The following is a 26,131-nucleotide window of genomic DNA, read 5'->3' on the forward strand; positions in this document are numbered from 1 at the left end:
CGAAAGGACACTCATGGCTTCGTCCCGTCGGCGACCCCCGGCCGATGCCCTCACCCAGGACGATCTGACCGCGCTGCAGGCCGCGCTCGACGCCGGCAAGCGCGCCACCGTCTACCTCCGGGAAGCCACGCCGTCGCTGGGGCTCGACGCCGGTGCGTCCGCGCGAGTGGTGTCCATCGACGGCACCACGGTCACCGTCAGTCCCGCCGGGGTGGACGATCAGTTGCCGTACGAGGCGGAGGAGCTCCGGCGTTCGCGCACCGCGCCCGCGCCGGCGAAGGCTCCCCGTGCTGCTCGGGCACCGCGGTCGGCCCCGGCGCCCACCCCGGCTCCGGCTCCGGCGGCTCCGACCCCGGTCGCTGCTCCGAGACCCGCGCCCGCGCCGGCACCCGCGACCGCCGCGGCGTCGACACCCGCCCCCGCCCCGGCGAAGCCCCGTCGCTCGAAAACGGCTCCCGCGCCGATCGGGGTCACCGTGGCGTCGGGACCGGACGACACGTGGACCGTCACGGTGTCGCACGGCGCGCGCAAGGCGGGCAAGCCCACGGTCGTGACCGCCGATCGGGTGCTCGAGGCCGTGCGAGCACTCGGTGATCCGGCGGCGTCGGAGGCCGTGGAGGAGAAGGTCGAGGCCGCTCGGGCCGCGGCGCGCGAACGGGTCGAGGCCCTCAGCCGGGAGCTCGAGGACGCTCGCCGAGTTCTCGATCGATTGACCGAGCAGGGCAACTAGTACGGATTCACCGCCCGGGATTGCTACGGTGTGCGGGAACTCCGGAGGGGAATACATGCTGAAGAAACTCGTCGTCGCGGCTGCCGCTGCTCTCGCTCTGACCGCCGGCGTCGGCGTGGGCACCGCGTCCGCCGCACCCGTCGCCGTGTTGGGCGGTGGGTCCGGCATCCTGATCGCCGACAGCTCGGGCAAGGGCAAGTTCGACTGCACCCTGACCACCGTCGGCACCGACAACGCCGGTCGCCTGGTCGGCATCACCGCCGGTCACTGCGGCGTTCCGGGTGACCTGGTGGGTGCGGAGTATCTACCCGACGCCGGCGCGGTGGGCCGCATCGTCTCCTCGGTCGGCGGCCTCGACTACGCCGTGATCGAGTTCGATCGGAACCGTGTGGCCCCCACCAACCGCGTCGGCAACGTCACCATCACTGGTGTCGGTGAGCCCGCGACGTTCCCCGGCATCATGTGCAAGGAAGGCCGGACCACCGGCAACACCTGCGGCATCACGTACGGCGAGCTGTTCCAGAACGATCGCACCTACACCCAGATCTGCGTGCAGCAGGGTGATTCGGGTGGTCCGGTGGTCGCCGGCACCACGTTGGTGGGCATGGTGAACGCCTACCTGGGCATCCCGTGCATCGGCCCCGAGGTCGGCACCAACATCCGCGCGGTCTTCGACGACATCAACCGTGGCGGCGGCGTCGGAACGGGTTTCGTGCCCACTCCCTGATCCATCACCCACACGAGCCCCGCACCGATCTCGGTGCGGGGCTCGTGTGTGTCACGGGGCCCGTCTCGGAGCGCAGTGTGCGGCTCGGGGCGTCGGCGGACGGGAATCCGGAGGATCCGACGCCGAGCCGCACGTGCTGCTCACCTCGAGCGGGCCGTGGCCTCGGTTCTGGCCTAGGTTCCGGCCTCAGTTCTGGCCGATGCAGGCCTTCAGCGTCGTGAGGTCGCCCGCGAAGCCGGGGCCGTCGCAGGTCACGCCGCCGAGGGAGTCGACCGTGATGGTGGCGCCGGGACCGGCGATCGCGATGGACAGACCGGGGTTGAGGCCGATCGCCTCGGCGACGCTGCCCGGTCCGAAGGCAATGGCGGCGGGTGCGGCGAAGCCGACGGCGGAGGATCCGGCGACGCCGCCGTTCAGGCCGAGAGCGAGGGCGAGGGCGTTGCGGTTGGCGTCGGCGGTGGCGTTGCCGTAGGCCGCGGCGGCACTGGAGGCGTCGCTCGTGGCGGAGCACTCACCGGTGACGGCATCCCGACCGAACGGTGCCTGACACGCGTCGACCGGAGCCGCAGAGGCGGTGGCCGGCAGGAACGCCGCGACACCCAGGGCCACACCGAACGCACCTGCGATGGACTTCTTCATGATGGACATGCGTGCTGCCTCCCCAAGTTCGGGCAGCCCGGCGCTGCCCCGTCGACAGACAGAGTTCCCCCGCTACGTGACGACCGAAGCCCCACCGGATCACGACTCGATCACGGTGGGGCCTCGGGTGGGTCACGAGCGGCGTGGCTCGACGGGACTAGGTGCAGACGGCACCCTGCGACGCGGAGCCGACCAGCTTGGAGTACTTCGCCAGGACGCCGCGGGTGTAGCGCGGCGGCAGCGGTGCCCAGCCCTCGCGCCGCGACGCGAGCTCGGCCTCGTCGACCAGCAGGTCGAGCGTGCCGTTCGCGACGTCGAGACGGATCCGGTCGCCGTCGCGGACGAAGGCGATGGGCCCGCCGTCGACGGCCTCGGGCGCGATGTGACCGACACAGAGTCCGGTCGTGCCGCCGGAGAAGCGGCCGTCGGTCATGAGCAGCACGTCCTTGCCCAGGCCCGCGCCCTTGATCGCACCGGTGATGGCGAGCATCTCGCGCATGCCGGGTCCGCCCTTGGGGCCCTCGTAGCGGATGACGACGACGTCACCGGCGGTGATCGTGCCGTCCTCGAGCGCGTCCATCGCGGCGCGCTCGCGCTCGAAGACGCGGGCGGTTCCCTCGAAGACGTCGGAGTCGAAGCCGGCCGACTTCACCACGGCGCCGCCGGGGGCGAGCGATCCGGACAGGATGGTGATGCCGCCGGTGGGGTGGATCGGCTCCGACATCGCCCGCAGGACCAGGCCGTCGGGATCCGGCGGTGCGATGTCCGCCAGGTTCTCGGCGACGGTGCGGCCGGTGACGGTGAGGCAGTCCCCGTGCAGCAGACCGGCGTCCAGGAGGGCCTTCATGACCACGGGCACGCCGCCGATGCGGTCGACGTCGGTCATGACGTGCCGACCGAAGGGCTTGACGTCCGCGAGGTGCGGGACCTTCGAGCCGACTCGAACGAAGTCGTCCAGCGAGAGCTCGACGTTCGCCTCGTGCGCGATGGCCAGCAGGTGCAGCACGGCGTTGGTCGACCCGCCGAACGCCATGACGACGGCGATCGCGTTCTCGAACGCCTCCTTGGTCATGATGTCGCGCGCGGTGATGCCGCGACGGAGCAGTTCGACGACGGCCTCACCGCTGGCGCGGGCGAACCCGTCGCGGCGCTTGTCGGGTGCGGGCGGCGCGGCACTGCCGGGCAGGGACATGCCCATCGCCTCGGCCGCACTGGCCATGGTGTTCGCGGTGTACATGCCGCCGCAGGCGCCCTCACCGGGGCAGATGGCGCGCTCGATGGTGTCGACGTCCTCGCGGGACATCAGGCCGCGGGAACAGGCGCCGACGGCCTCGAAGGCGTCGATGATGGTGACCTGGTGCTCGCTGCCGTCGGACAGTGTCGCGAAGCCGGGGAGCGTCGAGCCCGCGTAGAGGAAGACGCTCGCGAGGTCCAGGCGGGCGGCGGCCATGAGCATGCCCGGGAGGGACTTGTCGCAGCCGGCCAGCAGCACGGAGCCGTCGAGGCGCTCGGCGCTGATGACGGTCTCGACCGAGTCGGCGATCACCTCGCGCGAGACGAGGGAGAAGTGCATCCCCTCGTGGCCCATCGAGATGCCGTCGGAAACGGAGATCGTGCCGAACTCCAGCGGGTAGCCGCCGCCGGTGTGCACACCCTCCTTGACGGCCTTGGCCAGGCGATCGAGCGAGAGGTTGCACGGCGTGATCTCGTTCCACGACGACGCGACGCCGATCTGCGACTTGCCCCAGTCGGCGTCACCCATGCCGACGGCGCGGAGCATGCCGCGTGCGGCGGTCTTCTCGAGGCCGTCGGTGACGTCGCGGCTGCGGGGCTTGACGTCCGGGTCGGCCGAGGTCGTGGGAGAGGTGCCGGCGGAATCGGCGTCGACGGCCTTGTTCTCGGAGGTGCTGCTGGGGGTGCTGCTCATGCCGAAAACCCTAGACCTGCGCGCCACCGCGTCGACCCGGGTGGTGCGGCGCACGTCGAGCGCCGTGACCTTTTCGTGACCGTACGGTGTCCTTATTGCGATGTGCGTGTCGCAGTACCGCCGTCGAGCGCTGGCACTGTCGAGTGCATCGAGCGCGATCCCGCGCTCCGCGGACCGAGGTGATGACCGTGAACACTCTTGTCGCACAACCCGATTCGGTAACAGTCGGGACGCGCGTCGCGTCGACCCCCGCCCGGCGTTCCGAGACCGCCACCGGTGAGCTGGTGGACCTCCTCCTCGCCGTCGGGCGCGGTGACCGGGTGGCCTTCGCGCGGTTCTACGACCTCACGTCGTCCCGCGTCTACGGCGCCGTTCTCCGCGTCCTGCGCGACCGCGGGTTCTCCGAGGAGTGCGTGCAGGACGTCTATCTCGAAGTCTGGCAGAAGGCGCCCACGTTCTCGCCGTCCCAGGGCTCCCCGGCGGCCTGGCTGGTCACCATGGCCCACCGCCGCGCGATCGACCGGGTGCGGTCCGAGCAGTCCCGGTCGGACCGCGAGTCCAAGTGGGCCATGCTCGACGCCGCCATCGGCTCCGCGGACGGCGGCGACCGCTTCCTCGACCGTCGGCCCGTGCTCGACGCCATGGCCGAGTTGTCGAGCCGGCAGCGCGAATGTCTGTTCATGGCGTTCTTCGAGGGGTTGACCTACGCGGAGGCCGCCGACCGCATGGGCGTGCCCGTCTCCACCATGAAGTCGCGCATCCGCAGCGCGCTGGCCAAGCTGCGGGTGGACCCGCAGGTCGCCTGCCTCGCCGACTGACGTCAGACGCGCGCGGGCGTCCGGACCAGCGCGAACGCCGCCGCTGCAGCGGCGAGGAGCAAGGCCACGCAGATCCACATGGCCGACGTGAAGCCCCGCCCCACCGTGTCTGCGTCCAGGGTTCCCGTGATGCCGACGAGGCCGGGCAGCGCGGCCACTGCCAGCAGTTGAGCGGTCCGCGCCACGGCGTTGTTCACCGCCGACGCCGCACCCGCGTGCTCGCTCGGCACCGATCCGATGGCCGCCGCGGTCAGCGGCGCGACCAGGATCGACAACCCCACCCCGAACACGACGACGGCCGGCAGCACCGCCCCGACGTACGTCGCGCCGGGGTGAATGCGCGTCATCAGCGCGAGCCCCAGTGCGGCCACGATCGGGCCCACCGTCATCGGAACGCGCGGGCCGATGCGGTCCGCCAGCGCACCCGTGCGCGAGGACAACAGCAGCATCGCGGCGGTGATCGGCAGCGTGGCGACGCCGGCCGTGATCGCGTCGTACCCCAGCGCGGTCTGCAGCTGCAGCAACAGCAGGAAGAACACCCCGCCCAGCGCGGCGTACGCCGCGACCGTCACCACGTTCGCGCCGACGAACGTTCGCGACGAGAACAACGCCGGGGCGACCAGGGGATGGTGGGCGCGTCGCTGCCACGCGGCGAACACACCGACGCCGACGAGCCCGAGTCCCACCGCCACCGCATTCGCGTCGATCGCGCCGAAGGTGACCGCGGCCAACGCGGCCACGACCAGAGCCGCGCCGAACCAGTCGAGACGACCCGTGGCGTCGGGATCCCGTGATTCGGGGACGTGGCGGGCGGTGACCGCCAGAACGACGACACCCAGCGGCACGTTGATCCAGAACACCGACCGCCATCCGGCGAGGTCCACCAGCCAGCCTCCGAGGACGGGTCCCACCGCGGCGGCCACCCCGCCGAGTCCCGACCACAGCCCGATCGCCGCGCCGCGGTCGCGGGGATCGAGCGACGCCGAGAGGATGGCCAGGGATCCGGGCGTCAGAAGCGCGGCGCCGATGCCCTGGGTCACGCGGGCGGCGACGAGCGCGTCGACGGTCGGGGCGAGCGCGCAGGCCACCGACGCGGCCGTGAACCAGACCGTCCCGACGGCGAAGAGGCGGGCGCGGCCGTAGCGATCACCCAGCGAGCCGCCGAGCAACACGAATGCGGCGAGGGTGAGGGTGTAGCCGGTGACCGTCCACTGCAGCCCCGAGACGGTCGCACCGAGATCGGCGGCGATGGCCGGTAGCGCGATGTTCACTACGGTGCCGTCGAGCATGGTCAGCGACGAGCCGAGCACGGTCGCGGCGACGATCCATCGCCCGCGAGGGGTGCGGAGGCGCGGGGCGTCCATCACGGTCGGTCAGGGGCTGTCGAAGCACACGACGAATTCCCGCTCGTCGTACACGTACGCGCGGTCGGTGTCGCAGTCGAACTCGTCCACGGAGTCCTGGACGATCTCGGCGACGCGGACGCCGTCGATCATCGGCTCGGAACAGTCGGCGCGGACGGGATCCTCGCCGCCGAGGTCCATGCAGCCGCCCACCACGAAGTCGATGTCGAGGCACAGCGCGCCCTGTTCGACGCCGTCGAGAGTTTCGTAGTACGTCTGGTCGACGTCGGACGGGCACCCGCTCGACGTCGGGGACGACGCCACCACGACGTAGTTCGACTCGTCCGAGCCGCACGCGGCTTCCTCGATGGTCGCGTCGTTCACCGTGCCGCCGAGGCGTACGCAGTCACCGGGCGCGACGTCGATGGACACGTCTCCGCCCGACGCCGTGGTGGTCGGGGGGACGAGGCGATCGTTCGGAATCTCGGAGGTGGAGGACGCCGCCGACGTGGTCGGCGCCGCGACCGGGGTGCCGGTGACCGTGGACGAACACCCGGCCGCCAGAAGCACCGCCGCGACCGCGCCGAGCAGCGCGGCGGTGCGCGGGCGGCGAGTCCGGAGAAGAGGCATGGCGGTCACTGTATGCCCGTGGGACGTCGGAGTCTCGTGCGAGGATGGCGGACGTGGACCTCCCCGTGATGCCGCCGCTGCAGCCCATGCTCGCCAAGGCCGCGAAGGTGGTGCCGGACCAGGGTGCTCCGGATGCACTCTGGTCCTACGAGCCCAAGTGGGACGGCTTCCGCACCATCGTCTTTCGGGACGGGGACGAGGTGGTGCTCGGATCACGCGGCGGCAAGGACCTGGCTCGATACTTCCCGGAGATGGTGGCCGCGGTGAAGGAGGAATTGCCCACCCGCTGCGTCGTCGACGGGGAGCTGGTGGTCTCCCTCGAGCGCGACGGGTCGTGGCGCCTGGACTGGGACTCGCTCTCGGAACGAATCCACCCCGCGGACAGTCGCGTTCGCATGCTGGCCGAGAAGACGCCCGCGCGCTTCGTGGCGTTCGACCTGCTCGCCCTGGGTGACGACGATCTGACGGGCCGCCCGTTCGCCGAGCGGCGGTCCACGCTCGAGGGCATCCTCGAGCCGCGGGAGTCGCCGCGGTGCCACGTCACCCGGGTGACGGACGACGCCGCACTCGCCACGGAGTGGTTCGACCGCTTCGAGGGCGCGGGTCTCGACGGGGTGGTGGCCAAGCGCCTGGACGGGGTGTATCTGCCGAACAAGCGGGAGATGGTCAAGGTCAAGCACGCCCGGACGGCCGACTGTGTGCTCATCGGTTACCGAATCCACAAGTCCGGCACCGGTATCGGGTCGATGCTGCTCGGGCTCTACAACGGTGACCGGCTGCAGATGATCGGGGGCGCGTCGGCGTTCACCGACGCCAAGCGGATCGAGTACCAGAAGGAATTGGAACCGTTGCGGCTCGGCGAGGACGTGGTCTCCGACGGCGAGCAGACCCGGTGGCGGTCCGGCGTGGACCGGACGTGGATCCCGGTGCGGCCCGAGCGCGTGCTTGAGGTGGCGTACGACCAGATGGAGAAGGACCGGCTACGGCACGCGGCGCGCTTCCTGCGGTGGCGGCCGGACCGCGATCCCCTGAGCTGCACCTACGACCAGCTCGACACCCCCGAGCGGTACGACGTCGCCGACATCCTGGCGGGTGCGTGATGGCGACACCGGCCGCGTCGGTGCGGGCGGGTGAGCGCGACGTCCGCGTCACCAGCCCCGATCGGGTGATCTACGAGGCCACCGAGGCCGGACCCGCGATCACCAAACTCCAGGTGTGCGAGTACTTCTCGGCGGTCGGGCCGGCGATGATGCGCGCGGTCGGCGATCGCCCGACGGCGATGGAACGGTGGCCGGACGGGTACCGCGACGGCATGCGCCTGGCCACCGGGCCGCAGGACAAGGGCGGCGACGGCTTCTATCAGAAGCGGCTGCCGAAGGGCGCGCCCGACTGGATCGAGACGGTCGACATCACCTTCCCGAGTCGGCGCACGGCGGCCGAGCTGTGTCCGTCGGAGCCGGCGTCGTTCGTCTGGGCCGCCCAGATGGGCACGTTGACCTTCCACCCGTGGCCCGTCCGTCGTCCCGAGGTCGACCGGCCCGACGAACTGCGTCTCGACCTCGACCCGCAGCCGGGCACGACGTTCGCCGACGCGCAGCGCGTCGCGGAGGTGACGCGCGAACTGCTCGCCGAGCTGGGTCTTCGCGGCTATCCCAAGACCAGCGGCAACCGCGGTATCCACGTCTACGTGCGGATCCGCCCGGAGTACACGTTCGAGGACGTTCGGCACGCGGCAATCGGTCTCGGGCGCGAACTCGAACGGCGTGACGACGGCGTGACCACCGCCTGGTGGAAGGAGGAGCGCGGGGAGCGCATCTTCCTCGACTACAACCAGAACAATCGGGACCGCACCATCGCGAGCGCGTGGAGCCTGCGCGCCCGGCCGGGTGCGCCCGTCAGTACCCCCATGACGTGGTCGACGTTGGCGCAGACGCGGGATCCTCGCGCCTACACGCTGCACACCGTGCCGGACTACCTCGCGGACGGCGACCCCTGGGCGGACATGGACGACGAGTCGTTCTCGCTGGACCCGCTGCTGCAGCTGTGGGAGACCCTGCCCGGCGGCGAGCTGAACTTCCCGCCCGACTATCCCAAGATGCCCGGGGAGCCCCCGCGCGTGCAGCCGTCGAAGAAGGTGGCCGAGCACTGGGACGACGACGGCAACAGGGTCCCGGATCACCGCTAGGGCAGCAGTTTCTCCAGCTCGCGGATCATCGTCGCCGTGTCGTGCGGGCCGTCGTGCCGGCGCGGGGTCTCGGAACCCCCCAGATAGAAGGCGGGTGTCCCCGGCAGTTCGCTGGTGAGCGCGTCGAGCTCGTCGTCCTCCACGCGGGTGACGAAGTCGCCGGTCCGTATGTCCTCCTCGTAGCGCTCCATGTCGAGGCCCACGGCGGCCGCGTACCCGTCGACCGCGTCGCGCTCCAGGTCGTCGCTGTGGCGGAACAGCGTGTCGTGCATCTCCCAGAACTTGCCCTGTGCCGCAGCGGCTTCCGCGGCCTGCGCGGCGTAGCGCGCGTGCGGGTGATAGTCGTCCAGCGGGTAGTGCCGGAAGACGTAGCGCACGCGGTCGCCGAAGTGTTCGCGCAGCTCCCGCGCGACGCCCGTCGCCTTGCTGCAGAAGGGGCACTCGAAGTCGCCGTACTCCACCACGGTGAGCGGCGCGTCCACCGGGCCGCGAACGTGGTCGCGTCGACCCACCGGCCGCAGCAGTTTCGTGGGCGGGCCCGCCGGCGGGGGCGCGAGCCGGGCGCCGAGGGCGAACACACCCCAGCCCAGCAGCGCCGCGATCACGGAGGCGGACAGCACGCCCACGCGCGCCTCGTCCTGGAGCAACGGGTCCTCGAGCGCGAGGTCGACGATGAAGAGCGAGATGGTGAAACCGACGCCGGACAGTGCGGCGCCGCCTGCGATCTGCGGGAAGGTCAGTCCCGGTGCCAGCGCCTGCGGCCGGATCCGGGCGAACAGCGCCGTGGCGCCGGTGATGCCGACGAACTTGCCGATCACGAGCCCGAGCACGATGCCCCACGTGAGCGGAGACGTGGCCGCCGCGGTGAGCGTCTCGCGGCTCAGCACCACGCCGGCGTTGGCGAGCGCGAAGATCGGCACCACCAGGAACGCGGTGTAGGGCTGGTAGAGCCGCATCAGGCGCTCGTTGACCGACACCGCCCGCTCGAGCCCGAGCCGAGCGGCCCGCGCGTACTCGGGGTTCGGCGACTGGCGGAACGCCCGCGTCAGCGCGGCGGCGTGCTCCACCTCCCGCCGCCGGGGCGGGTAGACGGGCAGCAGCAGGGCTATCATCACGCCGGCGAGGGTGGGGTGGACGCCGGAGAGGTACATCGCCGTCCAGGTCACGAGCGAGACGACGAGGTATCCCGCACCCCGCCACACGCGCATCCGCCGCAGGAGCAGCACCAGCGCTAGGCCGAGGAACGACACCAGGAGAGGGCCGACGCGCAGATCGTCGGTATAGACCACGGCGATGATCGCCAGGGCGCCGACGTCGTCCGCGACGGCGAGGGTCATGAGGAACACGCGCAGGCGTAGCGCGCGGGACGGCCCGACGACGGCCAGCAGACCGAGGACGAAGGCGGTGTCGGTGGAGATGACCACGCCCCAGGCCGCGGACGCCGGACCGGACGGGTTGAGCACCAGGAACAGCAGCGCCGGGACGGCCAGCCCCGCGACGGCGGCCACGATCGGCACGGCCGCACGGGAGGTGTCCCGCAGCTCGCCCATCGCGAACTCGCGTTTGACCTCGAGGCCGACGACGAAGAAGAACAACGCCATCAGCCCGTCGTTCACCCAGTGCTGGAGATCGAGTTCGATGCCGTGCGCGCCGACGGTGATCGAGAGCGGCGTGTGCCAGAAGGCCTGATAGGTCTCGCCCCACGGCGAGTTGGCCCACACCAGCGCGGCCAGCGTGGCAGCCAGGAGAAACGCGGCGGCGAGGGTCTCACTGCTGTCCCCGCGGCGGGCGTCGGCGATGCGCTCGACCCATCCGCGCACGCGCTCGCGGTGGGTGGTGATGGTCGAGTCGCTCACGCGGGCAAACTACACCGAACGCACGACAGCGCCGCACCCCGTCGGTCGGGTGCGGCGCTGCCCGTGAACGTCTCGGGTCAGCCGGCGTCGGCTGCGGCTTCCTTCTCCGAGGACGCGCCCGCGGTGGAGAGCTGACCACCGGCGTTCTCGAGATGCGCGCGAACGAACCAGTGGAAGAGCTCCAGCTGGCCGCTGTGGCCGATCAGGAGATCCTCGGTGACGGGATCGACGTCGCCGGTCTTCTCGATCGCCTCGCGGTAGTCCGAGATGACGCCGGAGTACACCAGGTCGAGGGCGCCGAGGTGCTCGATGGCCGGTGCGCGGCCGATGCTGTAGTCGTCCCACGAGCGCTGCGCGACGATGGTGCCCGGCGTGCCCTTGGGCGACCCGCCGAGGGTCGCGATGCGCTCGGCCACGTCGTCCGCGAATCCACGGACGGCCTCGACCTGCGGGTCGAGCATCTCGTGCACCGAGATGAAGTTCGGGCCCACCACGTTCCAGTGCACGTGCTTGAGGGTGAGGTGCAGATCGTTCAGCGCGTTCAGCCGATCCTGCAGGATCTCTGCCACGCGTGCGCCGTCCTCGGTGGACATGCCCGGAACCGTGTACGAAGCCGTCTTCTGCGTCGAATCAGTCATGGCCGCAGAGTTGACCGAGCCCCCCGTTCTCAAACCCTGCGCGGGCGGTTCGAGGCGCGTGTCACGACGGCTACGCTGGGTATCCGACGCTCGCCCGAACGGTGGCGTCGCTGTCGGCCGAGTCCGACGGCGTGAGGAAGGTTACCCGGAATCCATGCGAGTGTTCTTCTGCCGCAAGTGCGGTCAGCAACTGTCCTTCGAGAACTCGATCTGTCTGTCCTGCGACAGTCGGCTCGGTTTCCACCTTCCCGGCCGGAGCATCCAGGTGCTCGGCGACGATCTGACCGTCACAGTCGACGGCACCGTGTGGGGCCGCTGCGCCAACATCAAACGGGCGCGGTGCAACTGGTTGGTCGACGTGTCGTCGGGCGCCACGCTGTGCGCGTCGTGCGCCCTCACCCGGACCCGTCCCGCCGACAGCGACACCGAGGCGATGGCCGAGTTCGCCGCGGCCGAGACCGCCAAGCGCCGGGTGATCCTCGAACTCGACGAGCTGCACCTGCCCATCGAGGGGCGCGACGACAATCCGTCGGGCGGGCTCGCCTTCGACCTGCTGTCGAGCGCTCACCGCCACGTGATCACCGGCCACGCCAACGGGCTCATCACCCTCGATCTCGCCGAGAGCGACGACGCGCACCGCGAGCAACTGCGGGTGTCGATGGACGAGCCCTACCGCACCCTCGTCGGCCACTTCCGACACGAGATCGGGCACTACTACCAGACGGTGCTCGTGGGCACCGGCGAGCACCGCGGGCGGTTCGAGGAACTCTTCGGCAACCCCGACGGCGACTACCAGGCCGCTCTGGATCGGCACTACAGCGAGGGCGCGCCCGACGGGTGGCGGAAGACCCACGTCTCGTCGTACGCCACGATGCACCCGTCCGAGGACTGGGCCGAGACGTTCGCGCACTACCTGCACATCCGGGACACGCTCGACACCGCGGCGGCCTACGCTTTCGCCCCCGCCGGCTCGACGTTCGAGGCGCCGCTCGCCGGTGACGTCGGGTTCGACCGCATCATCGACTGGTGGCTCCCGCTCACCTGGGCGCTCAACCAGCTGAACCGGTCCATGGGGCACCAGGACCTGTACCCCTTCGTGCTCCCCGCGCGCGTGCTCGAGAAGATGCGATTCGTGCACAGTCTCGTCGTGCCCGAGGTCGTCTGACCCCGGTACGGCGAGTCGGCGTCAGCTCCCGCTGCGCTCGGGTGGCAGCCGGGCCACGAGCGATCGCGCGCACTCGATGGTGAGCGTCGGGTCGTGGCTGAGGACGTAGTCGAAGCGCCGGTCCATGTCCGGGCCGCCGTCGCCGAGATCGCGCGCTGCGAGCACGGCGGAGAAGTGCGGTGACAGCACCACCACGTCCCACTCCTCGCGCAACGAATCCGACGCGGGCAGCCCCGCCCCGCGGATCTTCGGCGCGGGTTCGGTGCCCATGTTCTCGGCGAGCGCGCCGACCAACGCCGCGTTCTGCGCCATCAGCTCCCACCGTCGGCCGGTGAGCGCCGTGAAGTGACGGATGTGTTGGAACGCGCCCATCATCAGGGCGGTCTGGCGGCTGTCGGTGGCCATCGACTCGAGGTTCTTGCTGATCTCGATGAGCAGGCGCTTGCTCGCCCGGCGTACGTCGAGGCCGCCGGCCGCCAGGTTGTACGGCGTGGACAACGGGGTCGCGCCCCGCGCCCGTGCGGTCCCGAACTCGAGCGGCGAGCCGACGGGACTGTCGCCGGAGAGCGACGTCGTCGATCCGTAGAGCGGCCCCTCGCCCACCCGGGCACCCATCGCCCGTGCGGCCAGCGCCGACGCCTCGTCGGTGATGCCCTCCGCCATGACGATCGCGCCGGTCCGCTCCACCTGGGCGGCGACGGCGTTGACGACGCGCGCGGTGAAGCGATTGGGGCGCGTCGCGAGCAACGTCCGATCGAGTTTGACCACGTCGGGCTCGAGGAGCGGGAGCAGGGCCAGCGATTCCGGCCGGACGCCGACGTGGTCGACGGCGATCGCCCACCCCAGTCGTCGCACCTCGGCGACGACGCGCATGAGGTGCGCCGGGCGCCGGATCAGGGCGGTCTCGTCGAACTGGAGGACCGCGCCGCCCGCGTCCTGATCGTGCAGGTCGGGCAGATCGGTGAGGGAATCGGGATCGACGGCGATGAAGAGCGGCACCTCGCGGGGCTTGTCCTCGCGAGCGGCGGCGGCGAGCGCGCCGTTCCACCGGGCGGCGTCGAGATCCGGCGTCATACCCATCGCGCGCGCGGCGGAGGCGAGGGCGGCGGGATCGGCGAACGACGAGTCCGCGGGACCGCCGACGACGGCCTCGTACCCGACGATGGCACCCGTCTGCAGATCGATGATGCGCTGGAACGAGGTGTGCAGGCTGTCCGGACCGAGCAGCGAACTCAGGCCGTTCTCCGCGCGATCGGGGAACAGTGCCGATGGCAGGTGTCGCTCGGCCGGCGCAGCCGGCAGATGTCGCTCGGCCGGCGCAGCCGGCAGGGGTCGCTGGGACTCCTGTCCCCGGTCGTCGACCACCACGGCGTCAGGCCTTTCTCTCGTGCACGCGCCCGTAGGCAGCGTTCGGTGACCCGTGACCGTCGCCGTGGCTTGACCTCGATCTCGTGTGACCCGCCACGGTACCCGACTGGCGACGATGTCCTCGTCTGTGTGTTAATGACGGAACCCGAGACAGTTCGAGACCGACAGGGATGGTTCACGCTCATGGGAGTTCGTCGTACGCCCGGTTCCGTGGTGCGAGCAGCGGTCGGTGCCGTCGTCGTCACCGCCGGCCTGATCGCCACCGCGGCTCCGGCCGCCGCTGCGCCGCTGTGGCCCGGCGGCCCCGACATCTCGCTGCCCGGCCTGCCACCGGCGCCCGAGCTGCCGACTCTGCCCGGACTGCCCGCACCGCCGTCGCTGCCGACCGTCCCGCAGCTGCCCGCCCCGCCCCAGCGCGGCCCGGCGAACTTCGCCACCCCCGCGGTGAACCCGTCGGCCGGTGAGGTGGTCGGCATCGCGCAGCCGGTGATCCTGCGGTTCTCCGCGCCGATCGCCGACCGCGCCGTCGCGGAACGCGCGATCGACGTCACCACGTCCGCGGGCGACGTCCCCGGCCGGTTCTTCTGGTTCTCCGACCGTCAGGTGCGGTGGCGGCCGGACGCCTTCTGGCCGGCCAACACCGACGTGACCGTCCGCGCGGGCGACCTCACGAGCAGGTTCACCGTCGGCGACGCGATCGTGACGACGGCCGACGACGCCACCAAGACGATCACCGTGACGCGGAACGGCGCCGTCGTGCGCACCATGCCGACGTCGATGGGCAAGCCCGGCCACGAGACCCCCAACGGCACCTACGTCATCGGCGAGCGCTACCGCGACATGTACATGGACTCGTCCACCTACGGTGTGCCCGTCGACGCCCCCGAGGGCTACCGGACGTACGTCGAGTACGCCACGCGGATGTCGAACAGCGGGATCTTCGTGCACGCGGCCCCGTGGTCGGTGGGCAGCCAGGGCGCCGAGAACGTCAGCCACGGGTGCCTGAACGTCAGCACCGAGGACGCGAAATGGTTCTACGAGACCGTCCAGAAGGGCGATCCGGTGATCGTGCAGAACACCGCCGGAGGCGTCCTGAGCGGGTACGACGGACTCGGTGACTGGCAACTGTAGAACCGCCACGGTCCGGACAGGCGCGGATCCATTCGTGTTCACCATTCGTTCGCTTTCTCTAGGCTAATGTCCCATCGGTGACCGCACTTCTCCCTCGACGGACGGCCCCCGGGGCCCCTCGGCGACCGATCGGTCGGAGCCGTCCCGTCGTGCAGCGGACGCTGCCGGAACTCCCTCCGGCGCAACGCTCTTTCCTGCGTCGACCCTGGCGGGACTACGCCCTGTTCCTCGTCCTGGTGGGGCCGAACCTGGTGCTGCTGGGAGTCTTCACCTACCGGCCGCTGGTGGACAACATCCGGCTGTCGTTCTTCGACTGGAACATCAGCTCGCCCACCTCGACGTTCATCGGGCTCGCGAACTACCGCGAGTGGTGGGGACGGAGCGACACCTGGCAGATCGTGTCCAACACCGTGATCTTCACGATCGCGGCCGTGGCGGGCAGCATGCTGTTGGGTCTCGTCCTGGCCATGCTGCTGGATCGGAAGCTCCGGGGCCGCAACGTGGTTCGCTCCGCCGTGTTCGCGCCGTTCGTCATCTCGGGCGCCGCGATCGGTGTCGCCTTCCAGTTCGTCTTCGATCCGAACTTCGGGTTGATCCAGGATCTGATGCGGCGCATCGGGTTCGAGAACGTCCCGGATTTCTACCAGAGTCCCGGCTGGGCGTTGTTCATGGTCACCGTGACCTATCTGTGGAAGAACCTGGGCTACGCCTTCGTCATCTATCTCGCTGCGCTGCAGGGCCTTCGGCAGGATCTGAGCGAGGCCGCGCAGATCGACGGTGCGAGCCGCTGGACCACCTTCCGCAAGGTCACGTTGCCGCAACTGCGGCCCACCACGTTCTTCCTGTCGATCACCGTCATGCTGAACTCGCTGCAGGTCTTCGACATCATCAACGTGATGACGCGCGGTGGCCCGCTGGGCACCGGCACCACCACGATGGTCTATCAGGTGTACGAGGAGTCGTTCCGCAACTTCCGCGCCGGATACGGGGCCACCGTCGCCACCGTCATGTTCCTGGTGTTGCTGGTCATCACCGTGTTGCAGGTTCGAGTCATGGATCGAGGTGACGCTCGATGACCACCACCGCGGTTCCGCCGGCGCAGCTCGACGCGGACCGGCGTCGGCGGCTCTCGAGCCTGTTCGGGTACGCCGCCATGGTCGTCGTCATCGTCATCATCGGGCTGCCGCTGTTCTGGATCCTCGTCACCTCGTTCAAGGAACGCGGCGACATCTACGTGCAGCCGTCCATCTGGTGGCCCAGCGTGTTCCGGCCGGAGAACTACGTCGACGCGACCTCGACGGTGCCGTTCTGGACGTTCCTGAAGAACTCGCTGATCATCACCAGCGTTCTCGCCGTCGTGAAGTTCGTCCTCGGTGTGCTCAGTGCCTACGGACTGGTGTTCCTGCGCTTTCCGGGCAAGACGATCGTGTTCCTCGTCATCATCGCCGCGCTGATGGTGCCGAACCAGATCACCGTCATCTCCAACTACGCTCTGGTCGCACAGTTGGGGTGGCGCAACACGTTCCAGGGCATCATCGTGCCGCTGGCCGGCGTCGCCTTCGGCACGTTCCTCATGCGGAATCACTTCCTGTCCATTCCGCAGGAGATCATCGAGGCCGCGCGCATGGACGCCGCCGGTCCCGTGCGATTGCTCTTCCGAGTGGTACTGCCGCTGTCCGGGCCGACCATGGTGGCGTTCGCGACGATCACCGTGGTCAACGAGTGGAACGAGTACCTCTGGCCGTTCCTGATGTCCGACGATTCCTCCGTCGCACCGCTGCCGGTGGGGCTCACCCAGCTGCAGAACAACGACGGCGTGACCAACTGGGGGCCGGTGATGGCCGGCACCGTGCTCACGATGATCCCCATCCTGATCGTGTTCCTCGCCCTCCAGCGGCACATGATCAAGGGTCTGACCTCCGGCGCCGTCAAGGGCTGACCGGCCTTCCTCTCGCGCACACCACCAACACAGGAGTCGACATGCATCTCTCTCGTCGGGGTTTCCTCGGAGCCGCCGGAGCGGCGGGCGCCGTCGCGGCGAGCGCCGCCCTCACCGCTTGTGCAGGAACGAGTTCCACGTCGTCGCCCGGCTCGGGCTCCGGTGGGGACGCGAACACGATCACCTTCTGGTCGTCGCACCCCGGTAGCTCGAAGGACGTCGAGAACGAGCTGATCTCGCGCTTCCAGGCCGCCAACCCGGACCTGACGGTCCAGATGATCGACGGTGGCAAGAACTACGAGGAGATCGCGCAGAAGTTCAACGCCGCGCTTTCCGGCGGCTCGCTGCCCGACGTCGTCCTGCTCTCGGACGTCTGGTGGTTCAACTTCGCTCTGCTGGGCGCGATCTCGCCGCTGGACGACCTGTTCTCGCAGGCGGGGGTGAACACGAGCGAGTACGTGGACTCGCTGGTGGCCGACTACAACTGGAACGACAAGACCTGGGCGCTGCCCTACGCGCGGTCGACCCCGCTGTTCTACTACAACAAGGACGTCTGGTCGGCCGCCGGACTGCCCGACCGCGGTCCCGCCACCTGGCAGGAATTCGACCAGTGGGGCCCGGAACTGCAGCGGGTGGTCGGCAACGGCAAGCTCGCGCACGGGTGGGGCAACGCCGAGGACTACCTCGGCTGGACCTACGAGGGACCGATCTGGACCTTCGGCGGCAGCTATTCCGACCAGTTCGACCTGAAGTTCACCGACGAGCGCACCATCGCCGCCGGCAACTTCCTCAAGGAGATGATCCACACCAAGAAGTACGCGGCCGTCTCCAACGACATCGCCAACGACTTCGGTGCGGGGCTGCTCGCCTCGACCATCGCCTCCACCGGCGACCTGTCCGGTATCACCGCGAACGCCAAGTTCGACTTCGGCACCGCCTTCCTGCCGGCCGAGCCCGGAACCCCCGGATGCCCCACCGGCGGAGCGGGTCTGGCGATTCCGGCGAACATTCCGGACGAGCGCAAGATCAACGCCCTCAAGTTCATCGACTTCGTCACCAACACCGAGTCGACGGTCTACTTCTCGCAGAACGTCGGCTACATGCCGGTGCGCAAGGCCGCCGCGAGCGATCCGTCCGAGGTGGCCTTCCTCGAGCAGAACCCGCGCTCGCGGACGGCGGTGGACCAGCTCTCGCGCACCCGCTCGCAGGACTACGCCCGCGTGTTCGTCCCCGGCGGCGACAAGATCATCGGGACCGGCCTCGAGCAGATCGCCCTGCAGAACGCGGACGTCGCCTCGACGTTCAGCGGCATGCAGGATCAGTTGCAGCAGATCATCGATCGCCAGATCACGCCCAAGCTGCCCAAGTAAGGAACGGGACCCACCACCATGGCTTCGGTCAACTTCGTCGGCACCACCCATCGGTACGCGGGCGCTCCGCATCCGTCGGTGGAGGGGCTGGACCTCGAGATCGCGGACGGGGAGTTCCTCGTCCTGGTCGGCCCGTCGGGATGCGGGAAGTCGACGTCCCTGCGGATGCTCGCCGGCCTCGAGGCGGTCGAGAGCGGCCGCATCGAGATCGGCGGCAAGGACGTCAGCGGCCTCGCGCCGAAGGAACGCGACGTCGCCATGGTGTTCCAGAACTACGCGCTCTATCCCAACATGACGGTGGCGGACAATATGGGGTTCGCACTCCGTAACGCGGGAATGAGCAAGGAGGACACGCGCTCTCGCGTCGAGGAGGCGGCTCGGATGCTCGAGCTCGAGCCGCTCCTCGACCGGCGGCCGGGCAAGCTCTCCGGCGGCCAGCGTCAGCGTGTGGCCATGGGCCGGGCGATCGTTCGCCGCCCCGAGGTGTTCTGCATGGACGAGCCGCTGTCGAACCTCGACGCCAAGCTGCGGGTCAGCACGCGCTCCCAGATCGCCGGGTTGCAGCGGCGCCTGGGAACAACCACGGTGTACGTCACCCACGACCAGGTCGAGGCCATGACCATGGGTGACCGCGTCGCCGTCCTGAAGGCCGGGCACCTGCAGCAGGTCGCGAGTCCCCGTGAGTTGTACGCGAATCCGGTGAACGACTTCGTGGCGTCCTTCATCGGATCGCCGGCCATGAACCTGCTCGAGGCCGACGTGCAGAACGGCCACGCCGTGCTGGGCGGGCTCCGCGTGCCGGTCCCGTCCGGGCACGGGGGCGCATCGTGGTCGGTGTGCGCCCGGAGAGCTGGGACCTGGTCGGCGAGAACGACTCCGAGTCGGTCGAGCTGGTCACCGACCTGGTGGAGGAACTCGGGGCCGAGTCCTTCGCCTACTCCACCCCGGCGGCCGACGCCGGGTGGACGGCTCGCGGTGGGCGCGTGGTGGTGCGGGTGGATCGCCGCACGGTGGTCGATCCGCGTCAGCGCCTGCGGGTCAGGCCGGCGCCGGACGAGGTGTTCTTCTTCGACGCGGAGTCCGGGGACCGCATCCGCTGAGCGCGGTGTGCGGCCCGGCGCCAAGGCCGACGGGATTCCGCCGGCGTCGACGCCGAGGCGCACGATTCGCTCAGAATCACCAGATGCGTACGCGCTCGGCCGGATCGAGATACAGAGCGTCGCCCTCGGTCACCCCGAACGCCTCGTGGAAGCTGTCGAGGTTGCGCACCACGCCGTTGCAGCGGAACTCCGGGGGCGAGTGCGGATCGATGGACAGCCGGCGCAGGGCCTCGGCGTCACGAGCCTTCGTGCGCCACACCTGCGCCCAGCCGAAGAACACCCGCTGCAGCCCCGACAGTCCGTCGATCTCCGGTGCCTCGCGGCCCTCGAGCGAGATGCGGTAGGCCTCGACCGCGATGGACAGGCCCCCGAGGTCGCCGGTGTTCTCGCCGATCGTGAACTTGCCGTTGACGTGATGGCCGGGCAGGGCCTTCGGCTCGAAAGCGTCGTACTGCTCGATCAACGCCGTGGTGCGCGTGCCGAATTCGGAACGGTCGCTGTCGGTCCACCAGTCCACCAGGTTGCCGTCCCCGTCGTACTTCGCACCCTGATCGTCGAAACCGTGGCCGATCTCGTGCCCGATCACCGCGCCGATCCCGCCGTAGTTGGCGGCGTCGTCGGCCTCGGGATCGAAGAACGGGGGCTGCAGAATCGCGGCGGGGAAGACGATCTCGTTCATGCCGGGGTTGTAGTAGGCGTTGACGGTCTGCGGGGTCATGAACCACTCCCCGCGGTCGACCGGACCGCCGAGCTTGCCCAGATCGCGTCGGTACTCGAACTCGTACCCGCGGCGGTAGTTGCCGACAGGGTCCGCGGCGTCGATCTCGAGTGCGGAGTAGTCCCGCCAGGTGTCGGGGTAGCCGATCTTCGGGGTGAAGCGGTCGAGCTTGGCCAGGGCGGCGGTGCGGGTCTCCGGGCTCATCCACTCGAGGTCGGTGATGTTGCGTCGGTACGCCTCGACCAGATTGGCCACGAGGTCCTGCATCCGCGCCTTCGACTCCGGCGGGAAGTGCCGCTCCACGTACAGTTTTCCGACGGCCTCGCCCATCAGGTCCTGCACCAGCGACACCCCGCGCTTCCACCGTTCGCGGTTCTCCTCCGTACCGGTGAGTGTGCGGCCGTAGAAGTCGAAGTTCTCGTCGACGAGGCCCGCAGTGAGATACGGCGCCCGCGAGTGGACGATGTGCCACGTGGCCCACGCCTTCCACTCGTCGAGGCTGCGATCGGACCACTCCTGCGCGAACGTGGTGACGAACGACGGCTGGCGCACCACCACCTCGGCCCACTGCTCTGTCGTGGCTCCGGTACCGGACACCCATGCGTCCCAGTCGAATCCGGGTGCTTCGGCGGTCAGGTCGGCCCATGTGCGCAGGTTGTAGGAGAGCTCGGCGTCGCGCCGCTTCACCACGTCCCAGTGCCCGGCGGCCACCGCGGTCTCCACGTCCAGCACGGTGGCGGCGTCGTAGGACACGCCGGCGAGAGAGAACATGCGGCCGATGTGGGCGACGTACTTTTCCCGCAGCTCGGCGTGCTCGTCGCCGCGGTAGTACGACTCGTCGGGCAGCCCGAGGCCGGACTGCGTCACGTGCATCAGATAGCGGTCGGACTGCTTGGAGTCGGTGTCCACGTAGTGCGCCAGTGCGCCGCCGACACCGGTGCGCGCCAGCCCGCCGAGAACCCGGGCCAGGGTCTCGCGGTCCGCGGCGTTCGCGACCGCCGCGAGCTCGTCGGCTACCGGGGAGATACCTGCGGCCTCGATCGCGTCGGCGTCCATGAAGGCGGCGTAGAGGTCACCGATCTTCGCGGCGTCGCTGCCCGGCGCCGGGTTCGATGCCGCGCACTCGGTCACGATGTCGCGGACGTGTTCCTCGGCGCGGTCGTACAGGGTGCGGAACGCACCGTCGACGGCTCGATCCGCGGGGATCTCGTACTCGGCGAGCCACCGTCCGTTGACGTGCTCGAACAGGTCGTCCTGCGCACGGGTGGACGGGTCGACCCAGGCCAGGTCGAGGCCGGACGGGCGGGATTCGCGGGTGGGGGACTCTGCCGTGGTCATGGTCCCCATCCTGCCCAAACCCGGCGGGCGCCGCACGGGGCACCGGTCGGTGTTCAGGACGAACCGGGCTCGGGGTCGCTCAGCGCATCGACCATGGCGCGCAGCATCCGGCGGGCCTCGTCGACGTCGTCCAGGCCGCTCAGCATCCGCTGCTCCACCTCGCGTACGGCAGCGCTCGCCCGGGCCAGTTTCGCGGCGCCGGCGGGAGTCAGACGGGCGGGCAGGACCTTGCCGACGGCGGCCTGGTCGGGACGGACGACCTCGCCGTCCGCCTCCATCGTGCGCAGCAGGACGTTCATCGACTGCCGCGTCACGAAGGCGCCGCGGGCGAGCTCGGAGTTCGAGAGTCCCGGTCGCTGCGACAGCAGCTCGAGGCACGAGTACCGCGTCACGGTGAGATCGAGCGGCCGCAGCACCTCCTCCATCGCGAGCCGCAGCGCGGTCGCGGCCTCCTTGAGCAGATACCCCACCGACACCTCGAGGTCGATCCCGTCGCGGCCTTGACTCATGTCAGTATTCTGACATAGTTTTCCATGTCAGATAACTGACACAGGGCGATGCAGAGGAGCACACCATGACGGTCACCGGTCTCGATTTCGTTTCCCTGCAGGTCCGCGATCTCGCGGCCTCGCAGGCGTTCTACGAGCGGTGGTTCGGGCTGCAGCGGTCACCGGCCGGCCCGCCCCACGCGGTCGTGTTCACCACCACCCCGATTGCCTTCGCCCTCCGGGAGCTGGTCCCCGGCACCGACCTCGATGCCGCGAAACCCGGACTCGGAGTGGCACTGTGGTTCCACGCCGACGACGTCCAGGCCATCCACGACGGACTGGCGGCCGACGGCGCCACCATCGTCACCGCCCCGTTCGACGGTCCCTTCGGGCGTACGTTCACCGTCGCCGATCCGGACGGTTATCACCTCACGCTTCACGACCGGGCCTGACGCCGAGTCGGGGCGGGCGTGGGTGCCCGCAGGTCGTCCGTCCGGACGGGATCCCGTCGGTCCGGCAGAGTTGCGGGCCCTCACGCCCGCGAGTTCTCCCACACGATCCGTCGAGGAACCGCGGATCCGCAGGGTTTCGCCCGATTCCGTGGCAGAACTCGCGCCCGCGGTCGAAGCTCGGGGTGCACGGGCCGGAATTTCCGGGTACAGGTTGGCCATGTCTTCCTCGACGCCGTCCGCGCCGGAACCGTCCACCCCGGCCGAGTCCGCGATCCCGGAGCCCGAGGCCACTGCTCCGGCGTCCCCCACGGACGCCGAGCTCACGGCCGCCCTGGGTTCCTGGCTCCCCGAGCAACGGTGGTTCTCGGCCAAGGGCCACACCGTGACCGGCGTGGACGTCCTCACCCGTGAAACGCTCGCGACGACGGCGGACCTCACCCTGGTGCACCTGCTGGTGGAGGTGCATCTCGAGGGCGCCGACAGTCAGGTGTTCCAGGTCCCGGTGGGGGTCCGCGCCGAGGTCGACGAGGACCTCGAGCCCGCGGTTCTGTTGCGCACGGACGGTGCGGGCGGGCAGGGCGGAGCCCGGTCGGGATGCGTGGTCTACGACGGCCTGCGGGATCCGTCGGTGATCGGTCTGCTGTCCGACCTCCTCGCGACGGGCGGGACCGGCGACGTGCGGTTCCTCGCGGTGCCCGGTGCGGATCTGCCGACGGGTCTGTCCGGCCGCGTGCTGGGCGCCGAGCAGTCCAACACGTCGGTCGTCGTGGGAGATCGATTCCTGCTCAAGCTGTTCCGCCGCGTGGCGGTCGGCGTCAACCCGGACGTCGAGTTGCATCAGGCGCTGGGCCGGGCCGAGAGCGCACACGTCGCGACACTGCGGGGGTGGATCGAAGCCGACGTGCGACACGACGAGACGACCCTCGGCATGATGCAGGACTTCGTCGCCGGGGCGTCCGAGGGCTGGACCGCCGCACTGGAGGCGGTGGACGCCGTGCTGGCCGCCGGCGATCTCGGCGCCGGGGACTTCACCGGGGAGGCGCGCTCGCTGGGGGGTGCGGTCGCCTCGGTGCACCGTGACCTGGCCCGAGTTCTCGGCACCTCGATCGCACCCGCGGCCGAGACCACGGCCGCCATCTCTGCCCGGGTCGAGTCCGCGCTGCCCGTCGTGGAGGGACTCGACGCCGCACTGCCCCGCGTCCGGGCGTTGATCGAGGCCGCGGGAGAGACCGCCGTGGACACCCAGCGCATTCACGGTGATCTGCACCTGGGGCAGGTGCTGCGGACGCCGGACCTGTGGGTACTGATCGACTTCGAGGGCGAGCCGTCGCGCAGCGTCGACGAGCGTCGCACGCCCGACAGTCCGCTCCGTGACGTCGCCGGCATGGTTCGGTCCGTGGACTACGCCGCCATGAGCCGCGTGGTCGACCTCCCCGACGACGCCGAACGAGTGGCGGCCGAGCGACTTGCGCGCGAGTGGGTCGACCGGACGGTGACCGCGTTCCTCGACGGATACGCGGAGGAAGCGGGGCGTGATCCGCGCGAGAACCTCGCGCTGCTCCGCGCGTACGAGCTGGACAAGGCCGTGTACGAAGCGGTGTACGAGGCCCGGAACCGACCGGGATGGCTGAGCATCCCGATGCACGCGATCGAGCGGCTCGCCGACGGGTGACCGAGCCCCGCGATCACGGCCACGACCGGCTCACGGCGCAGTTGCGCCGGGCGGGTTGTGTCTTCGCCGAGGACGAGGCGCGGCTGCTGCGGACCGAGGCGCCGGACGACGACGTGCTCGAGGGCTGGGTACGTCGCCGCGTGGCGGGCGAGCCGCTCGAGACGATCGTCGGCTGGGCGGAGTTCAGCGGCCACCGTGTCGTGGTCGAACCGGGGGTGTTCGTCCCCCGACGTCGCACCGAGGCGCTGGTCGACGTGGCCCGCGAACTGGTGAGGACCGGCGCCGTGGTGGTCGACCTGTGTTGTGGGTCCGGCGCGATCGGGCGCGCGATGGCCGACGTCGCGACGGTCTACGCCGCGGACGTCGACCCCGCTGCCGTCGCGTGCGCTCGCCGGAACCTGCCGCCGGACAGGGTGTTCCACGGCGATCTGTTCGACGCTCTGCCCGCCGCGCTGCGCGGCCGCATCGACGTCGTCTGCGCCAACACCCCCTACGTGCCGACGGCGGCGGTGGCGTCGATGCCGCGGGAGGCGCGCGAGCGCGAGCCGCGCGCCACCCTCGACGGAGGACCGGACGGCCTCGATCTCCAACGCCGCGTGGCCACCGAGGTGACCCGGTGGTTGACGCCCACCGGGTCACTTCTCGTCGAGACCTCCGCCGCGCAGGCCGACGCCGCAGCGGCGATCATGCAGGCGTCGGGTCTCCGTCCGCGGATCCACCACGACGACGAGCGGGACGCCATCGTGGTGATCGGCTCGGCTCAGGGCTGACCGAATCGTCCTGCCTGAAAGTCCTCGAACGCTTGCAGCACTTCGGCTTTCGTGTTCATCACGAACGGCCCGGCCATGGCGATGGGCTGACGGATCGGCTCTCCGCCGAGGAGGAAGATCTCGAGCGGCTCGGGACCGTCGGACGCGGCGACCGTGAGGGTGTCCCCGGACCCGAAGACGGTGGTCTGGCCCATGCGGGCCGGCCGACGCTCCTCGCCGACGGTGCCGGCCCCGGCCAGCACGTAGGCGATCGCGTTGTAGCGAGGATTCCACGGCACCGTCACCGACGCACCCGGAGCAACGGTGATGTGAGACAACGTGATCGGAGTGTGCGTCGAGCCCGGCCCGGCGTGCCCGTCGATCTCGCCGGCGATGACGCGGATCAGCGCGCCGCCGTCGGGACTGGACAGGAGCGCGACCTGACCGGCCGTGATGTCCTGGTAGCGCGGCGCTGCCATCTTGTTCTCCCGCGGGAGGTTGACCCACAGCTGGACTCCGTGGAAGAGCCCACCGGACATCACCAGGTGTTCCGGCGGGGCCTCGATGTGCAGGATGCCGCTGCCGGCCGTCATCCACTGCGTGTCGCCGCCGGTGATGGAACCGCCGCCACCGTGCGAGTCCTGGTGGTCCATGATCCCGTCGATCATGTAGGTGACGGTCTCGAAGCCGCGGTGCGGGTGCCAGGGGGTGCCCTTCGGCTCACCGGGGGCGTAGTTCACCTCGCCCATCTGGTCCATGTGGATGAACGGATCGAGGCGAGCCATGTCGATCCCGGCGAAGGCCCGGCGCACCGGGAATCCCTCGCCCTCGTAGCCGGTCGGGGCGGTGGTCACGGTGCGAATCGGGCGGGAGACGGCGTCCGGGCCGGGTGTGTCGAGGCGGGGGAGGGCGAGGACGTTGTCGACGGTCACGGCGGGCATGGGGTTCCTCCTGGGTTCCGATGATCCGTCATATGATTGACGAGTCAACTATATACCGCTGAACCCGGTCGCAATCGGGATTGTTCCTTCCCGAAACGCCCGGGCACGGTCACAATGAGATGACGATCGAGGTGTGATCGGCCCAGTGATGGGAAATCCTCGACGGTCGGGGAAGAGCAGGAACGCAGGAGGTCGCCATGACAACCG

23 protein-coding genes and 1 pseudogene are annotated in these 26,131 nt (G+C 70.0%); 14 read left to right on the forward strand and 10 right to left on the reverse strand.

The genetic code is table 11. The features are described 5' to 3' along the window. The first annotated feature begins 13 nt into the window (after nucleotides 1-13). Both A3Q40_RS19260 and A3Q40_RS19265 read left to right on the forward strand, forming a co-directional pair. Nucleotides 14-730 (forward strand): DUF6319 family protein, encoded by a 717-nt coding sequence (locus A3Q40_RS19260; protein ID WP_068104659.1) that lies wholly within the window; start codon nucleotides 14-16, stop codon nucleotides 728-730. 55 nt (nucleotides 731-785) lie between these two features. After that, nucleotides 786-1,457, forward strand: coding sequence for a peptidase S1 family protein (locus A3Q40_RS19265; protein WP_068104661.1), 672 nt, complete (start codon nucleotides 786-788; stop codon nucleotides 1,455-1,457). 186 nt (nucleotides 1,458-1,643) lie between these two features. Here A3Q40_RS19265 and A3Q40_RS19270 read toward each other — a convergent pair whose 3' ends face one another. Together A3Q40_RS19270 and ilvD are read right to left on the reverse strand one after the other, a co-directional pair. Continuing rightward, the gene (locus tag A3Q40_RS19270) at nucleotides 1,644-2,105 is read right to left on the reverse strand and encodes a DUF6764 family protein (RefSeq protein ID WP_068104663.1); all 462 of its coding nucleotides are present in this window, start codon (nucleotides 2,103-2,105) and stop codon (nucleotides 1,644-1,646) included. A gap of 148 nt (nucleotides 2,106-2,253) precedes the next feature. Then, complete coding sequence (gene ilvD / locus A3Q40_RS19275; protein ID WP_068104665.1) at nucleotides 2,254-4,023, reverse strand: dihydroxy-acid dehydratase; 1,770 nt, start codon at nucleotides 4,021-4,023, stop codon at nucleotides 2,254-2,256. A gap of 281 nt (nucleotides 4,024-4,304) precedes the next feature. Between ilvD and A3Q40_RS19280 the strand changes: the two genes are divergently transcribed. Then, nucleotides 4,305-4,841 carry a sigma-70 family RNA polymerase sigma factor gene (locus A3Q40_RS19280; protein ID WP_068106726.1) on the forward strand — a complete coding sequence of 179 codons (537 nt, stop codon included), beginning with the start codon at nucleotides 4,305-4,307 and terminating at the stop codon, nucleotides 4,839-4,841. Nucleotides 4,842-4,843: 2 nt separating this feature from the next. Here A3Q40_RS19280 and A3Q40_RS19285 read toward each other — a convergent pair whose 3' ends face one another. Together A3Q40_RS19285 and lppU are read right to left on the reverse strand one after the other, a co-directional pair. Then, entirely contained in the window at nucleotides 4,844-6,205 is a 1,362-nt protein-coding gene (locus A3Q40_RS19285; protein ID WP_068104667.1) for an MFS transporter, read from the reverse strand. A gap of 9 nt (nucleotides 6,206-6,214) precedes the next feature. Next, nucleotides 6,215-6,814, reverse strand: a complete 600-nt coding sequence (gene lppU / locus A3Q40_RS19290; RefSeq protein ID WP_068106729.1) for an LppU family putative lipoprotein — start codon at nucleotides 6,812-6,814, stop codon at nucleotides 6,215-6,217. 53 nt (nucleotides 6,815-6,867) lie between these two features. Between lppU and A3Q40_RS19295 the strand changes: the two genes are divergently transcribed. Both A3Q40_RS19295 and A3Q40_RS19300 read left to right on the forward strand, forming a co-directional pair. Continuing rightward, entirely contained in the window at nucleotides 6,868-7,914 is a 1,047-nt protein-coding gene (locus A3Q40_RS19295) for an ATP-dependent DNA ligase (protein ID WP_068106733.1), read from the forward strand. Then, nucleotides 7,914-8,999: a DNA polymerase domain-containing protein gene (locus A3Q40_RS19300; protein WP_068104669.1), complete on the forward strand. Its 1,086-nt coding sequence runs from the start codon at nucleotides 7,914-7,916 to the stop codon at nucleotides 8,997-8,999. The genes A3Q40_RS19295 and A3Q40_RS19300 overlap by 1 nt, the downstream gene beginning before the upstream one ends. Here the strand turns inward: A3Q40_RS19300 and nhaA are convergent. Together nhaA and A3Q40_RS19310 are read right to left on the reverse strand one after the other, a co-directional pair. Next, a complete protein-coding gene (gene nhaA, locus A3Q40_RS19305) occupies nucleotides 8,996-10,840 on the reverse strand; it encodes a Na+/H+ antiporter NhaA (protein WP_157889756.1) in 1,845 nt (614 codons plus the stop codon). The two genes, A3Q40_RS19300 and nhaA, sit on opposite strands and share 4 nt — an antisense overlap. 92 nt (nucleotides 10,841-10,932) lie before the next feature. Continuing rightward, entirely contained in the window at nucleotides 10,933-11,493 is a 561-nt protein-coding gene (locus A3Q40_RS19310; RefSeq protein ID WP_068104671.1) for a Dps family protein, read from the reverse strand. Between the two features lie 154 nt (nucleotides 11,494-11,647). Here A3Q40_RS19310 and A3Q40_RS19315 point away from each other — a divergent pair, with 154 nt between their 5' ends. Further along, nucleotides 11,648-12,658: a zinc-binding metallopeptidase family protein gene (locus tag A3Q40_RS19315; RefSeq protein ID WP_068104673.1), complete on the forward strand. Its 1,011-nt coding sequence runs from the start codon at nucleotides 11,648-11,650 to the stop codon at nucleotides 12,656-12,658. A 21-nt stretch (nucleotides 12,659-12,679) separates the two neighbouring features. On the opposite strand, the gene A3Q40_RS19320 is transcribed toward A3Q40_RS19315, so the two are convergent. Next, complete coding sequence (locus A3Q40_RS19320) at nucleotides 12,680-14,026, reverse strand: EAL domain-containing protein (RefSeq protein ID WP_068104675.1); 1,347 nt, start codon at nucleotides 14,024-14,026, stop codon at nucleotides 12,680-12,682. Nucleotides 14,027-14,209: 183 nt separating this feature from the next. On the opposite strand from A3Q40_RS19320, the gene A3Q40_RS19325 reads away from it, so the two are divergent. The 5 genes and pseudogenes from A3Q40_RS19325 to A3Q40_RS19345 all read left to right on the forward strand — a co-directional run bounded on the left by A3Q40_RS19325 (nucleotide 14,210) and on the right by A3Q40_RS19345 (nucleotide 19,566). After that, nucleotides 14,210-15,157: a L,D-transpeptidase gene (locus A3Q40_RS19325; RefSeq protein ID WP_068104677.1), complete on the forward strand. Its 948-nt coding sequence runs from the start codon at nucleotides 14,210-14,212 to the stop codon at nucleotides 15,155-15,157. 149 nt (nucleotides 15,158-15,306) lie between these two features. Continuing rightward, nucleotides 15,307-16,233: a carbohydrate ABC transporter permease gene (locus tag A3Q40_RS19330; protein WP_235606372.1), complete on the forward strand. Its 927-nt coding sequence runs from the start codon at nucleotides 15,307-15,309 to the stop codon at nucleotides 16,231-16,233. After that, nucleotides 16,230-17,096 (forward strand): carbohydrate ABC transporter permease, encoded by an 867-nt coding sequence (locus tag A3Q40_RS19335; RefSeq protein ID WP_068104679.1) that lies wholly within the window; start codon nucleotides 16,230-16,232, stop codon nucleotides 17,094-17,096. The genes A3Q40_RS19330 and A3Q40_RS19335 overlap by 4 nt, the downstream gene beginning before the upstream one ends. Before the next feature lie 41 nt (nucleotides 17,097-17,137). Beyond that, on the forward strand, nucleotides 17,138-18,466 hold the full coding sequence (locus tag A3Q40_RS19340; RefSeq protein ID WP_068104681.1) for an ABC transporter substrate-binding protein: 1,329 nt from the start codon (nucleotides 17,138-17,140) through the stop codon (nucleotides 18,464-18,466). An 18-nt stretch (nucleotides 18,467-18,484) separates the two neighbouring features. Then, a pseudogene (locus tag A3Q40_RS19345) lies at nucleotides 18,485-19,566 on the forward strand (ABC transporter ATP-binding protein). A gap of 76 nt (nucleotides 19,567-19,642) precedes the next feature. Here A3Q40_RS19345 and A3Q40_RS19350 read toward each other — a convergent pair. Together A3Q40_RS19350 and A3Q40_RS19355 are read right to left on the reverse strand one after the other, a co-directional pair. Then, nucleotides 19,643-21,622, reverse strand: coding sequence for a M13 family metallopeptidase (locus A3Q40_RS19350; RefSeq protein ID WP_068106741.1), 1,980 nt, complete (start codon nucleotides 21,620-21,622; stop codon nucleotides 19,643-19,645). Between the two features lie 53 nt (nucleotides 21,623-21,675). Next, nucleotides 21,676-22,131, reverse strand: coding sequence for a MarR family winged helix-turn-helix transcriptional regulator (locus A3Q40_RS19355; RefSeq protein ID WP_068104682.1), 456 nt, complete (start codon nucleotides 22,129-22,131; stop codon nucleotides 21,676-21,678). Nucleotides 22,132-22,196: 65 nt separating this feature from the next. On the opposite strand from A3Q40_RS19355, the gene A3Q40_RS19360 reads away from it, so the two are divergent. The 3 genes from A3Q40_RS19360 (at nucleotide 22,197) to A3Q40_RS19370 (ending at nucleotide 25,004) form a co-directional block, all read left to right on the forward strand. Next, on the forward strand, nucleotides 22,197-22,562 hold the full coding sequence (locus tag A3Q40_RS19360) for a VOC family protein (RefSeq protein ID WP_068104684.1): 366 nt from the start codon (nucleotides 22,197-22,199) through the stop codon (nucleotides 22,560-22,562). Nucleotides 22,563-22,779: 217 nt separating this feature from the next. Next, on the forward strand, nucleotides 22,780-24,234 hold the full coding sequence (locus tag A3Q40_RS19365) for a maltokinase N-terminal cap-like domain-containing protein (protein ID WP_082834023.1): 1,455 nt from the start codon (nucleotides 22,780-22,782) through the stop codon (nucleotides 24,232-24,234). After that, on the forward strand, nucleotides 24,231-25,004 hold the full coding sequence (locus tag A3Q40_RS19370) for a putative protein N(5)-glutamine methyltransferase (protein ID WP_068104686.1): 774 nt from the start codon (nucleotides 24,231-24,233) through the stop codon (nucleotides 25,002-25,004). The genes A3Q40_RS19365 and A3Q40_RS19370 overlap by 4 nt, the downstream gene beginning before the upstream one ends. On the opposite strand, the gene A3Q40_RS19375 is transcribed toward A3Q40_RS19370, so the two are convergent. Then, on the reverse strand, nucleotides 24,995-25,924 hold the full coding sequence (locus tag A3Q40_RS19375) for a pirin family protein (protein WP_068104688.1): 930 nt from the start codon (nucleotides 25,922-25,924) through the stop codon (nucleotides 24,995-24,997). The genes A3Q40_RS19370 and A3Q40_RS19375 overlap by 10 nt on opposite strands. Between the last annotated feature and the right edge of the window lie 207 nt (nucleotides 25,925-26,131).

It is taken from the genome of Rhodococcus sp. PBTS 1, from assembly GCF_001620025.1.
GTDB classification, from domain to species: domain Bacteria; phylum Actinomycetota; class Actinomycetes; order Mycobacteriales; family Mycobacteriaceae; genus Rhodococcoides; species Rhodococcoides kroppenstedtii.